General features: G+C 72.1%; 8 protein-coding genes, 1 tRNA gene and 1 pseudogene. All 10 read right to left on the reverse strand.

Going from position 1 to position 12,742, the window contains the following annotated elements; genetic code table 11:
* Window positions 1–46: 46 nt before the first annotated feature.
* Window positions 47–211, reverse strand: a pseudogene (locus tag Q8X39_RS15600) (Arm DNA-binding domain-containing protein); the annotation flags it as partial.
* Between the two features lie 177 nt (window positions 212–388).
* A tRNA-Arg gene (locus Q8X39_RS15605) sits at window positions 389–463 on the reverse strand.
* Between the two features lie 6 nt (window positions 464–469).
* Window positions 470–5,065 carry a translocation/assembly module TamB domain-containing protein gene (locus tag Q8X39_RS15610; protein ID WP_305750609.1) on the reverse strand — a complete coding sequence of 1,532 codons (4,596 nt, stop codon included), beginning with the start codon at window positions 5,063–5,065 and terminating at the stop codon, window positions 470–472.
* Between the two features lie 17 nt (window positions 5,066–5,082).
* The gene (locus tag Q8X39_RS15615; RefSeq protein ID WP_305750610.1) at window positions 5,083–7,074 is read right to left on the reverse strand and encodes an autotransporter assembly complex protein TamA; all 1,992 of its coding nucleotides are present in this window, start codon (window positions 7,072–7,074) and stop codon (window positions 5,083–5,085) included.
* Window positions 7,071–8,252 (reverse strand): vWA domain-containing protein, encoded by a 1,182-nt coding sequence (locus tag Q8X39_RS15620; protein ID WP_305750611.1) that lies wholly within the window; start codon window positions 8,250–8,252, stop codon window positions 7,071–7,073. The genes Q8X39_RS15615 and Q8X39_RS15620 overlap by 4 nt, the downstream gene beginning before the upstream one ends.
* Before the next feature lie 51 nt (window positions 8,253–8,303).
* The gene (locus Q8X39_RS15625; protein ID WP_305750612.1) at window positions 8,304–10,370 is read right to left on the reverse strand and encodes a S9 family peptidase; all 2,067 of its coding nucleotides are present in this window, start codon (window positions 10,368–10,370) and stop codon (window positions 8,304–8,306) included.
* A 58-nt stretch (window positions 10,371–10,428) separates the two neighbouring features.
* Window positions 10,429–11,043: a GNAT family N-acetyltransferase gene (locus Q8X39_RS15630; RefSeq protein ID WP_305750613.1), complete on the reverse strand. Its 615-nt coding sequence runs from the start codon at window positions 11,041–11,043 to the stop codon at window positions 10,429–10,431.
* 1 nt (window position 11,044) lies between these two features.
* Window positions 11,045–11,344 (reverse strand): hypothetical protein, encoded by a 300-nt coding sequence (locus tag Q8X39_RS15635; protein ID WP_305750614.1) that lies wholly within the window; start codon window positions 11,342–11,344, stop codon window positions 11,045–11,047.
* A gap of 40 nt (window positions 11,345–11,384) precedes the next feature.
* The gene (locus tag Q8X39_RS15640; RefSeq protein ID WP_305750615.1) at window positions 11,385–12,248 is read right to left on the reverse strand and encodes an AAA family ATPase; all 864 of its coding nucleotides are present in this window, start codon (window positions 12,246–12,248) and stop codon (window positions 11,385–11,387) included.
* Window positions 12,249–12,332: 84 nt separating this feature from the next.
* Window positions 12,333–12,731: an aspartate 1-decarboxylase gene (panD, locus tag Q8X39_RS15645; RefSeq protein ID WP_305750616.1), complete on the reverse strand. Its 399-nt coding sequence runs from the start codon at window positions 12,729–12,731 to the stop codon at window positions 12,333–12,335.
* Between the last annotated feature and the right edge of the window lie 11 nt (window positions 12,732–12,742).

Consider the following 12,742-nt stretch of genomic DNA (forward strand, 5'->3'; position numbering starts at 1 on the left):
CTCAAGACCTCTTCGGGTGAACACCCGCAACAACCTATTGAACCTTCACACCTAGGCTGATGCGTTTCTCCTTGCCGTTGATCCGGTACTTCAGCCGCCACCACTTGCCCCCGCTGGGGGCAAGCTCGAGGTAGAGCCCGCCGGCGTCGAACAGCCGCTGGGTCTTGTCAGTAGGGCGGGCCTTGCGGATCGCGACATCGGTCAGGGGCATTTGGGGGCAACTCCCGATGGGGGCAACTCTTGTTGCCCCCAATGTAGCCCCCAAAGTACCTGCGCTTCAATGGCCGATCGTGGAGCGAAGTGGGACGTCGCTCTCGGTGTTTACCTAGGTAAATCGGCATCCAGGCGCTTGGTCTGGGACGTTCTGGAGCCGTAGGAAACGACCAATTGGTCCCGCCGACAGGAATCGAACCTGTATTTGCCGCTTAGGAGGCGGCCGTTCTATCCATTGAACTACGGCGAGTGCGCGTCAGGGTGACGGGCTGGACGAGGCGCCCGTGGCGGGCGCCGGCGCGGATTCTAGAGGCGTGGCGCGGCGGGTCGGCCGGCCGGGGATGGGGATCAGCCGGGGCAGGTCGGTGATGTCGGGCGGCAGCACGTCGTCGCCCCATTTCCAGGTCCAGATCAGGTCCAGCGCGTTCTCGTTGCCCGACAGCGCGCGCAGGGTGAAGCGCTGGGCCGCGCGGTAGATCAGCTGCCAGTTGCCGGCCGCCGCGTTCAGGCTGCGCTCGTAGCCGACGAACCAGCGCCGGCTGAGCTGCTTGCCCAGCGTGACGACGGTCTCGCGGGTGTCGCCGGTCTCGCTTTGGCGCACCGACAGCTCGTCCAGCCCGATGCGCTCGATCAGCGACGGCGAGTCCTGCTCGCCCGACAGCAGCGCGAAGGCGGCGCGCTGCAGCAGCGCCAGGTCGGTGCGGCCCAGGCCGTCCGAGGCGCGGCCCAGCAGCAGCCAGGAGAGCTTGTCGGTGTCGGTCATCGTCGGGCTGCTGAACAGCCGCACGCGCGGGGCCTGCGCGGTGCCGGTGATCAGCACGCCCACGCGCACGTCCTCCAGGTCGGACCGGGTCGCCTCGATGTCCAGCCGCGGGTTCTCGGGCGCGCCGATGAAGGTGATGATCCCGCGGTCGACCGTCAGCTTCTGGCCATAGGCCGCGTAGGTGCCGTCCTCGGCCCGGATCACGCCGCCGAGCGCGAACTTGTTGCCGGGGCTGCTCAGGCGCAGGTCGCCGGCCAGGCGGGTGTTCAGGCCGCGGCCCTTGAGCATGAAGGACGGCCCCAGGTCCATGCGCAGGTCGACCTGGTTGATGCGTGGGTCGCGGGTCTGGGCGGCGGCGCGGGCGGCGGCTTCCTCGGGGCGCTGGACGTCGACGTCGTCGGCCAGGCTGGGCGCGTCGTCGTTGCTGAAGTCGATGCGGCCCTCGTCGGCCTTCAGGCTGCCGGTCAGCACGGTGCTGCGGGCGTCGAGCCTGAGCTGCGCGTCGCCGCTGACGACCAGGCGGCGGTCGACCCGCTGCAGCGCGGCGAACTTCTCGGCCTTGGCCTGCAGCGTCAGGCGCGGCGTGTCGCCCAGGGTCAGCTCGCCGGTGGCGGTGGCGCGGCCCTCGCCGGCGCGCAGGCTGAAGGTCTCGATCCGGGCCCGGCTGCCGTCGAAGCGGACCTGCATCTGGGCCTCGTTCCAGTCGACGCCCTGCAGCAGGTTGCGCACGGCGATGCGCTGGCCGACCAGCTCGCCGCTCAGTTCGGGCTGGCCGAGCCGGCCGGCCAAGCGTGCGTTGCCACCCAGCCGGCCCGACAGCCGCCAGCCGGCCGGCAGCCAGCGGCCCCAGTTGCCGAGCTGGGCGATCTGCAGGTCCAGCCGGCCGTCGATGAAGGCCTGCCGGTCCGGCCACCAGTCCGATGCGCGGGTCTGCAGGCTCTGCTCGCCGTTGAGCCGGCCGAGGTTGCCGCCGCTGATGTGCTGCATCAGGCGCCAGCGGCCTTCCTGCGCGCTGAGCACGAAGCGCAGGTCTTCCAGGCCAAGCCGCTGCGGGTTCTTCGGGTTGTCCGGATCGGTCACGCGCAGGTCGCCCGATTCGCGCAGCACGCTGGCGTCCAGGCTGAAGCGTTCGGGTGTGGCCTGCAGGTCGATGTGGCCGCCGATGCGCAGGTCGCCGCCCCAGCCGAAGCCGGGCTGCATGCGCTGCAGGATGGGCGCGACCTCGATCGCGTCGAGCTGGCTGCGCAGGCTCAGGCGCTCGACCGGCTCCGGCCCGCTGCGGTCCTGTTGCCAGGCGAACTGGCGCAGCGCGAGGTGGATGTCACCCAGGTGGGCGCGGGTCTCGCCCAGCGTCAGCTCGGTGCGCTCGGGCGACTGGTCCAGCGTGATGCGGGTCGGGTCCAGCGTCAGCCGCAGCGGACGCGGCAGCAGGCCGGTGTTGCCGGTCAGGCTGGCGGCGGTGACGCTGCGCGGGGTTTCGCGCTCGCGCAGCTCGAAGCGGTCGATGCGGCCCTGCCAGACCAGCCGGGCGCTGCGCAGGTCGACCTGCCAGCCGCCGGCGGTGTCGAGCTCGGTGGCGAGGGCGGTGAGGGCGTTGGCATTGGCGTTGGCGCTGGTGTTGGCGTTTGTGTTCGTGTTCGTGTTCTTGCCGGAAGAGGCCGTCGCGCCCGCGGTCGTTGCCTTGGCGGCGGCGTCGACCACCCGCCGCGTCATCTCGTCGATGCGGGCCTGCAGCTGGTGGGCCTCGCCGCGGCCGGTGGTCTTGAGCGTGGCGCGGCGCAGGCGCCAGCCGGCCAGCTCGGCCTCGTCGATGCCGCCGTCGATCTCGACCGGGTCGTTGGCCGACGTGCCGATCTGCCACTGGCCCTGCAGCCCGGCCAGCCGGCCGATGCCGCTGCCGGACAGTTCGGGGATGCGCAGACGGCCGCCGCTGCGCAGCTGCGGCCAGCGGCCGTCCAGGCTGGCCTGGGCGTCGCCACGGCCGGCCAGCGCGATCGCCTGGGTCGGCTCGATCGCGCGCAGCCAGGGGTTGAAGATGGCGAGGTCGCCGCTGTCGGTCTCGAACTGCCAGTGGTCGCGGGTGCCGACCGGGTCGATGTCGCCACCCAGGCTCAGGCGGGTCGGCCGGTCGGTCGGGCCGAGTTCGAGGTTGAGCCGCATGCGCGCCTGCGACAGTGCCGAGGCGGCCTGCGGCGTGCCGTCGAGTTCGAGCTCGCCCGACAGCGGCACGCCGGCCCAGCGGCTGGGCTGCAGCGTCAGGCGGGCCTCGCCGCGCAGCTGGCCCAGGCCGGCCAGGTTGCGTTCGGCCCGGGCGGGCAGGACGACGTCGGCATCGAGCCTGCCGTTCAGGCGATGCGGGCCGGCGGCCAGCAGGCGGTCGATCGCATCGGCCGGGTTCAGCAACGAGGCACGCGGCCACCAGATCGCCGGGTCGAAGTCGCGCAGCGTGCTGCGCCATTGCAGCGCGAACTGGCCGGGCCGGCGCGACAGCGTGCCGCTGGCTTCGAGCCGCGCGCCGCCGGCATCGGCCTGCAGGCGGGTGACGTGCAGCTGCTGGTCGTTGGCATCGCCGTCCAGGGCCAGCGTGACGGCCGGCAGGCCGGCGCCGATCAGCTGGCCGGTCAGGCGGGTGCGGGCCTGGGCCTGGAAGCCGCGCGTCGCGGCGCCCCCGTCCGGCCACGGCAGCGCGAGCTGGAGTGCCAGCGGGCCGCCAACCTGCAGCGCCGGGCTGGCCGGCACCAGCCGCTGCGGCTGCAGGTTGGCCAGCTCGGCGTTCAGGTCGATGTCGACGCGCCGCTCGCGGCCTTGCCCGATCAGCGCCCACTGGCCGGTCGCCGACAGCGTGCCGGCCGGCACGGCCGGCGAGCCCAGGCTGAGCTGCAGCGCGCTGACGCGGCCCTGGCCGACCTCGCGCAGGTCGCTGCGCGCGTCCAGCAGCAGGCGGTGGACCGGCAGGCGGCGATCGGACCAGGCGCCGGCCTGGGCGTTGTCGAGCCGGGCCTGCAGGTGCAGCGGCTCGCTGGCCCGGCCGGCCGGATTGGCGTCGAGCTGCAGGTCGACGCGGCCGGTCAGTGCGGTGCGGGGCAGCGCACTGGCCAGCGCGCCCAGGTCCAGCGCGGCCAGTTCGGCGCGCAGCTGGGTCAGCGGCATGGCCTGGGTCGGCTGGATGCGCGCGCTGGCATCGAGCGACTGCCGGGCCGCGCGCAGCTGGGCGACGACGCGGAAATCGGCCAGCGGGCCGTCGGCGCTGGCCTGCAGCTCCCAGTCGCGCACGGCTGCGGCCGTTGCGGGGGGGGCGGTTGTCGTGGCTGTTGTGGCTGTTGTGGGCGCAGCGGTCGGCGCCGTGGGCCCGTTCGATGCGGCGGCGTCGGCCGGTTGCAGCGTCGCATGGGCGCTCAGCGTCATCGGCAGATCGGCCTGGAGCGCCAGGCTGCCGGCCTCCAGGCGCAGCCGGTCCCAGCGGGCCTGCAGCGCGTCGGCCTGGTGGACGCCCTGACGGCCTGCGGCCAGGCGCAGCCGGCCCGACAGCGCGGTCAGCGGCGTCGCGAGGTGGTCGGGCAAGGCCAGTTCGGCCAGTTCGACCCGCTCGACGTCGAGCGCGAAGGGCAGCACCAGGCCCTGGGGCAGGGTCATCGGATCGGGGCTCGGCGGCCGGCTGTCACGCAGCGTGGCACGCACGGCGCTGACCCGGTCGGCCTGCAACGCGAGGTGGGCCGGCACGCGGTCGTCGTGCGGCTGCCAGTGCCAGCGCAGGTTCTGCCAGCGCGGCTGTTCGAGGTCCAGCGTCAGGCCGGGCTGCAGTTCGATGACGAGCCGGCCGAGCGCGAAGTCGGGGTCCATCAGCGCGCCTTGCGGGGCTTCGGCCTCCAGGCCCAGCACCGGCGCGACCCAGGTCAGCAGCCAGCGCGTGCCGATCGCGTGGAAGGGCAGGCTGGCGACCAGCGCCGAGACCGCGACGACCACCGCGACCATCGCGCCGACCAGCTGCTGGCCGTGGCCCCACAGCAGGCGGTCCAGGCGCGGCCGCGTGCGCGGCGGCGGGGCAGCGTCAGGCGTCTGCGGCTCGGGGCGGGTGTCCTCGGTCGACATGGGGGGTCAACGGCCGGTCAGAACGTCACGCCGACGTTGAAGTGCAGGCGCCAGCGGCGGGACAGGTCACCGTAGGCGAGGTCGATGCGCAACGGGCCGACCGGACTGCGCCAGCGCACGCCGAAGCCGGCGCCATAGGCGTTCTTGTGGTCCGACCAGCGCTCGGCGGCGTTGCCGGCGTCGAGGAAGACCGCCCCCCACCAGGCCGGCGTGCTGCGCGAGAACGGCCGTGCCAGCTCGATGCTGCCGGCGCCCAGCACGCGTCCGCCGGTGGCGCTGCCGCTCGCATCGGTCGGGCCCAGGGTCTGGTAGCCGTAGCCGCGCACCGAGTCGTCGCCGCCGGCGCGGAACAGCAGCGTGAAAGGCACGGCGACGTTGTCCCGTGCGAACACCTGGCCCAGCTGCACGCGGCCCTGGCCATACCAGGACGCGCCGAGCGGCCAGTAGCCGGTCAGGCGGCCGGTGGCGCGGCTGAAGAAGCCGCCGTTGTCGGTGCTGGCGTAGGAGCGGCCCACCGCGGTCTCGGCCGACAGGCTGAAGCCGCGGGTCGGCAGGATGGGGTGGTCGAGGTCGCGCCAGACCCAGTGGTAGTTGACGGTGCCGGCCTTGGTGTCGTCGGTCATCAGGCCCGAGTTCAGGTCGCGCGTCATCGCGCGTTGCCACTCGACGAAGTAGAGCCGCTCGATGCGCTCGGTGTCCTGCGTGCGGCCCAGGCGCAGCCGTTCGTTGGTGACGCGCAGGCCGCTGGCATCGGTGCGGGTCAGCGCCGCGCCGATCAGGTTGCGGTAGGGCCCCGGCTGCGGGTGCGAGGTCAGGTCCAGCGACAGCGACTGGGCGCTGCGGCCGACCTGCAGCTTGGTCTTGGCCTGCCAGCCGAAGCCGGCGATGCGCTGGTGCAGGTGCTCCAGCGTGATGCGCGGTCCGCTCAGGTCCGAGGCGCCGACGCCGAAGGTGGCCTGCTGCATCGACTGCTCGCTCACGCGCACCGTCACCGGCATCGCGCCGGCCTGTTCCGGGTCCGGGTCGTAGAGCACGCTGACGTTGTCGAACAGGCTGGACTTGACCAGCCGGTCCTGGAAGTCGAGCAGGGTCTGCTCGCGCAGCGGCTCGCCGGTCTCGAAGTTCAGCAGCGCGGTGATGGCATCGGGGCGGACATGGTCCAGGCCCTCGAAGCGCAGCGTGCCGAAGCGGAAGCGCGGCCCGCTGTCGACCACGACGAACAGGTCGGCGCGCTGGCCGGCGGTGTCGATCTGGGCCACGCTGCCGCTGATCTGGGTGGCCGCATAGGCCTGGGCCCGTGCGCTGGTGATGACGGCGGCCTTGGCCTCGGCCCAGGCGCTCTGGGTGTAGGGGCTGCCTTGCGGCAGGGTCCAGCCGCTGCGCAGGCGCTCGACCAGCGCGACCGCGTCGGCGTCGCCGGCCTCGGCGTCGACCGCCAGCGGGCCCTGGATCTCCAGCCGGACCTCGCCGACCTCGGTGCGCGCGCCGGGCTCGATGTCCAGCCCGACCTTGAGCGCCAGCGGCTTGTCGCCGGCGACCGGCGCCGTGCCGTCGGTCTCGTCGATGCGGGTGCTGACGCGGGCGTTGAAGTAGCCCTCGGTCTCCAGCAGCTTGCGGGCCTGCGCCGGCGCGGCCGCCAGCAGCCGGATCAGCTCGATGCGCGTGATGCGCTCGGCCTCGGCCAGCGACTCGTAGCGCGCCAGGTCGAGGTGCCGGCGCAGCAGCGCGGCCTGCGCCGCGTCGACGCCGCGGATGTCGAGCTGCCAGGTGACGTAGCGCTGCTCGCGGGCGCGCTCCTCGGCGATGAGCGCGTCCTCGACGGCGACATCGGCGGCATCGGCGGTCCCGGCCGCGTCGCCCGGCGTGTCGCCATCGAGCGGGACGGGGCCGGGGTCGGTCTCCAGGGCCACGACCTGGGCCGGTGCGAGCGGCGCTGCCAGCAGCCCGCTCCCCAGCGTGACCAGCAGCCAGGACAGCCGCGCAGCCGATCGCAAGGTCGCGCGGCTCACTTCGACAACTGGCGCATCGCCTGTTCGAGGCCCGCCAGCGTGAGCGGATACATGCGCTGGTGGACCAGCTGCTGCACGATCGAGATGCTCTGGCGGTAGTCCCAGACGCCGAGCGGCTCGGGGTTGATCCAGGCGTGCTGCGGGAAGGCGTGGGTCAGGCGCTGGATCCATTCCGCGCCGGGCTCGGCGTTGTTGTATTCGACGCTGCCACCGACCTGCAGGATCTCGTAGGGGCTCATGGTCGCGTCGCCGACGAAGACCAGCTTGTAGTCCTTGTTGAACTTGCGGATCACGTCCCAGGTCGGTGTCTTCTCGGCGTGGCGACGCCGGTTGTTCTTCCACAGGTGGTCGTAGACGCAGTTGTGAAAGTAGAAAAACTCGAGGTGCTTGAACTCGCTCTTGGCGGCCGAGAACAGCTCCTCGACGCGGTGGATGTGCTCGTCCATCGTGCCGCCGACGTCCATCAGCAGCAGCACCTTGATGCGGTTGTGGCGCTCCGGGACCATCTGGATGTCCAGCATGCCGGCGTTCGCAGCGGTCCTGTGGATGGTGCCGTCGAGGTCCAGCTCGGTGGCCTCGCCCTCGCGGGCGAAGCGGCGCAGCCGGCGCAGCGCGACCTTGATGTTGCGCGTGCCCAGCTCGACCGTGTCGTCATAGTCGCGGTAGGCGCGCTGTTCCCAGACCTTGACCGCGCTGCGGTTGCGGCTCTGGCCGCCGATGCGGATGCCCTGCGGGTTGGTGCCGCCATGGCCGAAGGGGCTGGTGCCGCCGGTGCCGATCCACTTGTTGCCGCCCTCGTGGCGGCCCTTCTGTTCTTCCAGGCGCTGCTTGAGCGTGGCCATCAGGTCGTCCCAGTCGAGCGCCTGGAGCCGGGCGCGTTCTTCCGGGCTGAGCTGGCGTTCCAGCGTCTGGCGCAGCCAGTCCATCGGGATCTCGCCGGTGAAGTCGGTCAGCATCTCGACGCCCTTGAAGTAGGCGCCGAAGGCCCGGTCGAACTTGTCGAACTGGGTCTCGTCCTTGACCAGCACGGTGCGGGCGAGGTGATAGAACTTGTCCACCGTGGGCCCGCCGTCGTCGTCGAGCACGCCCGCGCCCAGGGCCTCCAGCAGCGCCAGGTACTCGGTCACCGAGACCTTCAGCTTCGCGCTGCGCAGCGTGTAGAAGAAGTCGATCAGCATGGCTGTGAGGATACGACGAGGGGGCCGTGGCGCTGGCCGGAGGGCGACGCTTCAGCCGCGCGGCGAGGCGGCCGGATGACGCGCCAGCCAGTCCAGCACCTCGCGATACCAGAGCCGGCTGTTGCGCGGGCCGTCGATCCAGTGGTGCTCGTCCGGGAACCACAGCAGCCGGGCCGGCACGCCGCGGGCCTTGAGCGTGTTGTAGTGGGCCAGGCCCTGCGCGTCGGGCACGCGGTAGTCGCGTGCGCCGTGCGAGACCAGCGTCGGCGTCTCCATGCGCGCGGCCAGGCTGGCGGGGCTCTGCAGCGCGATCAGCTCGGCCCGGTCCCAGTAGTCGGCGCCCAGCTCGCGGGCATGGGTCTCGTAGGCATCGTCGGCATACATCGCCTGCCAGTCCCAGCAGCCGGCATGGCAGACCAGCGCGGCATAGCGGCCCGGTTCGGCCGCGCCGTTGAGCCAGGCGGCCAGGCAGCCGCCGTAGCTGCCGCCGGCGGCGTGCAGGCGGCGCGGATCGGCCCAGGGCTGGGCCAGCAGCCAGTCGCTGGCGGCCTCGATGTCCTGCACCTCCAGCTCGCCCCAGCGGTGGGTGATGCTGTCGAGGAAGGCATAGCCCCAGCCGCTCGAGCCGTGGTAGTTGACGCAGGCGACGACGTGGCCGGCGGCGGCGAAGACGTGCGCGTTCCAGCGCCAGTGCCAGTTGTCGCCGTAGACCGAATGCGGGCCGCCGTGCAGCAGGTGCAGAACCGGGTGCCGGGCCGGGTCGGACGCGGCCGGGTCCAAGCCTGGCGGGTAGAACAGCCGCATCGTGACCGCGTCGCCGAGTGCGCCGTCGAAGGTCACGACCTCGGTGGAGGCCAGGCGATGGCGGCGCAGCAGCTCGTCGTTGAGCCGCTCGACGCGGCGCGGCGGCTGGCCCGGCAGGCGGGTCCAGAGCTGCGGCGGGTGGTCGGCGCCTTCGAGGGCGACGGCCAGCGTGCCGGCCTTCTTGTCCCAGCCGGCGACCCAGCCACCGCCCCAGGCGGCGTCGCCGGTCTCGCCGGTCTCCTCGACCCGCCGCGCGACCAGCCGCTCGGCGCGCCGGTCGGCCAGGTCGAAGCGCCAGAGCGGCTGGCTGCCGCGGTCCTGCGCGGTCAGCAGCACCGACAGGCCGTCCTCGTCCCATTGCAGCGGCGCCTGGACCGCGTGGTCCCACTGCGCGCTCTCGACCGCCCAGCGGCCGTCGTGGGCCTGCCAGACCGCCAGCTGCGGCGGCATCGTGTACTTCAGGCCGCGGTGGCTGGCGATGAAGGCGATGCGGTGGCCGTCGGGACTGTGGCGCGGTGCGTCCAGGTGCCAGTCGGGATGCTGTGCGATTTCCTGCACCGCGCCGCTGGCGACCTCGATGCGGGCCAGCGCCAGCGGGTGGCCGTGGTGCTTGTGCGGCGCGGGGTCGTGCACGAAGACGATGTGGCGGCCGTCCGGCGAGACGTCGAAGGCGTTCTCGTTGAGGTCGAAGCGCGGCAGCTCGTGCGCGCTGCCCTCGAACAGGTCACGCAGCCGGCCGCTGGCCAGGTCCAGCACCAGCAGGTGCGGCACCCGGCCCATCGGCAGGTTGCGGTCCCACCAGCGGTAGAGCGATTCCTCGGTCACCAGCGCCGACTGGCCCTGTGCGCGAGCGGCCTGCATCTGGCGTGCCTGCGCCTTGCCGCCACGCAGCGCCGGCCAAACCCAGGACACCAGCGCGATGCGGCGCCCGTCCGGGAACCAGCGGAAGGCGACCACGCCGGTGGGCACCTGCGCGGCGCGATGCGCCTCGCCGCCATCCGGGTCGATCAGGTAGAGCTGCGGCTCCTCGTCGTGCTGGCCCTGCTGCTCGCGCCGGGCGATGAAGGCGATGCGGTCGCCACGCGGGCTCCAGGACGGCCGGCTGTCGCCGTGGCCGCAGTGGGTCAGGGCCCGGCCGGCACCGGCCGGACCCTGGGTCGGGAAGACCCACAGGCTGGAGACGAGGCGGTCGTGCGCCATGTCCGGGCGCGCCACGGCGGCGACCGCGCGGCTGCCGTCCGGACTCAGGCTGGGCGTGCCCAGGCGCTGCAGCTGCCACAGCGTGTCGACCGTGTAGGGGGCGTGTCGGGCCATGCGGTTCTCCGGTCGTGGCGGCTTGCCGGGACCTGATCGCGGCGGCGGGTGTCGTCGCTCAGGCCGGCCGCGGGCGCTCCATCAGCCAGCGCAGGTGCGTGTCGATGGTGGGCCATTCGGGGGCAACGATGCTGTAGACGCAGGTGTCGCGCAGCAGGCCGTCGCGGGTGCGCTGGTGGTGGCGCAGGATGCCGTCGAGCTGCGCGCCCAGGCGCTCGATGGCGCGGCGGCTCTGCTGGTTCAGGCGGTGGGTGCGGAACTCGACGGCGATGCAGCCCAGCGTCTCGAAGGCATGGCGCAGCATCAGCCACTTGGCCTCGGTGTTGAGGCCGTTGCGCTGCACCCGCGGGGCCAGCCAGGTCGAGCCGATCTCGACCCGGCGGTTGGCCGCGTCGATGTTCATGTAGGTCGACATGCCGGCCGGCCGGCCTTCGGCATCCAGCACCGTGTAGGGCCGCATGGTGCCGGCGGCCTGCAGGGCCAGGCGGCGCTCGATCTCGCGGTCCATCGCGTCGGCGGCCGGCACGGGCGTGTACCAGAGCCGGTCCAGTCCGCTGTCGGCGATCTCGGCCGACAGGGCCGGGCCATGGTCGAGCGACAGCGGCACCAGCGCGACGCGCCGGCCCTTGAGTGCCACATGCGCGGGCCAGCCGGCTGGATCGGGCGCGCTCATGTCAGCGGCCCTTGCCCTTCTTGCCGCTGTCGACCGGCGACTTCGCCTTGCTGGCCGGGGCGGTGGCCGATGAGGCCGTGGCCGGCTCGCGCTTGAGCAGCCGGCGCGCGGCCGCCTTGCCCAGACCGGCACCCAGGCCGACCAGCACGATGCCGCCCATGGCCCTGGCGTCCCAGTTGGTGTTGGTCAGGAAGTCCAGGCCCAGCCAGCGGGCCAGCAGGCCACCGGCGAGCGCGCCGCCGACGAAGCCGAGGGCATCGACCAGGCCTTCGCCCAATGCGTTCTTGATCTGCGGGTCCATCGTCTCGTTCTCTGTTCTTGTGGGTGGGGTGCGGGGGAGATCAGCGGTTGCGGCTCTGCATGAACACGAGCTTCTCGAACAGCGTCAGGTCCTGCTCGTTCTTGAGCAGCGCGCCGACCAGCGGCGGGATCTGGACCTTGTCGTCGCCGCTGTGCAGGGCCTCGGCCGGGATGTCCTCGGCCACCAGCAGCTTGAGCCAGTCGATCAGCTCGCTGGTGCTGGGCTTCTTCTTCAGGCCGGGCAGGTTGCGCACGTCGTAGAAGTTCTTCAGCGCGGCGGCCAGCAGGTCCTGCTTGAGGTGCGGGAAGTGGACGTCGACGATGCGGCGCATCGTGTCCGCCTCAGGGAACTTGATGTAGTGGAAGAAGCAGCGGCGCAGGAAGGCGTCCGGCAGCTCCTTCTCGTTGTTGCTGGTGATGAACAGCAGCGGCCGGTGCTTCGCCTTGATCAGCTCGCGGGTCTCGTAGACATGGAACTCCATGCGGTCGAGCTCGCGCAGCAGGTCGTTGGGGAACTCGATGTCGGCCTTGTCGATCTCGTCGATCAGCAGCGCGACCGGACGGTCGGCCGTGAAGGCCTGCCAGAGCGTGCCCTTGACGATGTAGTTCCGGATGTCCTTGACCCGTTCCGAATCGCTGCCCAGGGCCAGCTGCGAGTCGCGCAGCCGGCTCACCGCGTCGTACTCGTACAGGCCCTGCTGGGCCTTGGTGGTGCTCTTGATGTGCCACTGCAGCAGCGGCATGTTCAGGGCCCGGGCGACCTCCTCGGCCAGCATGGTCTTGCCGGTGCCGGGCTCGCCCTTGATCAGCAGCGGGCGCTGCAGCGTGATGGCCGCGTTGACCGCGAGCATCAGGTCGGGGGTGGCGACGTACTGGTCCGAGCCGGTGAACTTGGGGGCGGTCATGGGGCGTTCCGGGAGGCGCTGCAAGGGGTGCGGCGCAGTATATCGACGGGGTCCTCGGGGTCCGGAGGGCCGCTCAGGGCCGCATCAAGGCTGAAAGGGCGAGCGCTGCGGCGGGTTCTCCGCATGGTCGCGCCGTTCCTTGATGCGGTTGGCATCGTCCATGAAGACCAGTGCCGGCCGGTGCGCGCCGACCTGGTCCTCGTGGACCTGCGCGAAGGCCGCGATGATGACCAGGTCGCCGACCGACGCGCGGCGTGCCGCCGAGCCGTTCAGCGAGATGATCCCGCTGCCGCGCGGGGCCTCGATCACGTAGGTGACGAAGCGCTCGCCGTTGTCGACGTTCCAGACGTGGATCTGCTCGTTCTCGCACAGGTTGGCCGCCTCGAGCAGGTCGAGGTCGATGCCGCACGAGCCCTCGTAGTGGAGCTCGCAGTGGGTCACGGTCGCGCGGTGGATCTTGGACTTGAGCAGGGTGCGGAACATCTTCGCCTTGC

The organism is Leptothrix discophora (assembly GCF_030705305.1).
Taxonomy (GTDB): Bacteria; Pseudomonadota; Gammaproteobacteria; order Burkholderiales; family Burkholderiaceae_C; genus Sphaerotilus; species Sphaerotilus discophorus.

Bases quoted from the DNA above. Each gene is read 5' to 3' on its own strand.
- Q8X39_RS15610 (WP_305750609.1), bottom strand. From the start codon at position 5,065: ATGTCGACCGAGGACACCCGCCCCGAGCCGCAGACGCCTGACGCTGCC.
- Q8X39_RS15620 (WP_305750611.1), bottom strand. From the start codon at position 8,252: ATGCTGATCGACTTCTTCTACACGCTGCGCAGCGCGAAGCTGAAGGTC.
- Q8X39_RS15625 (WP_305750612.1), bottom strand. From the start codon at position 10,370: ATGGCCCGACACGCCCCCTACACGGTCGACACGCTGTGGCAGCTGCAG.
- Q8X39_RS15630 (WP_305750613.1), bottom strand. From the start codon at position 11,043: ATGAGCGCGCCCGATCCAGCCGGCTGGCCCGCGCATGTGGCACTCAAG.
- Q8X39_RS15635 (WP_305750614.1), bottom strand. From the start codon at position 11,344: ATGGACCCGCAGATCAAGAACGCATTGGGCGAAGGCCTGGTCGATGCC.
- Q8X39_RS15640 (WP_305750615.1), bottom strand. From the start codon at position 12,248: ATGACCGCCCCCAAGTTCACCGGCTCGGACCAGTACGTCGCCACCCCC.
- panD (WP_305750616.1), bottom strand. From the start codon at position 12,731: ATGTTCCGCACCCTGCTCAAGTCCAAGATCCACCGCGCGACCGTGACC.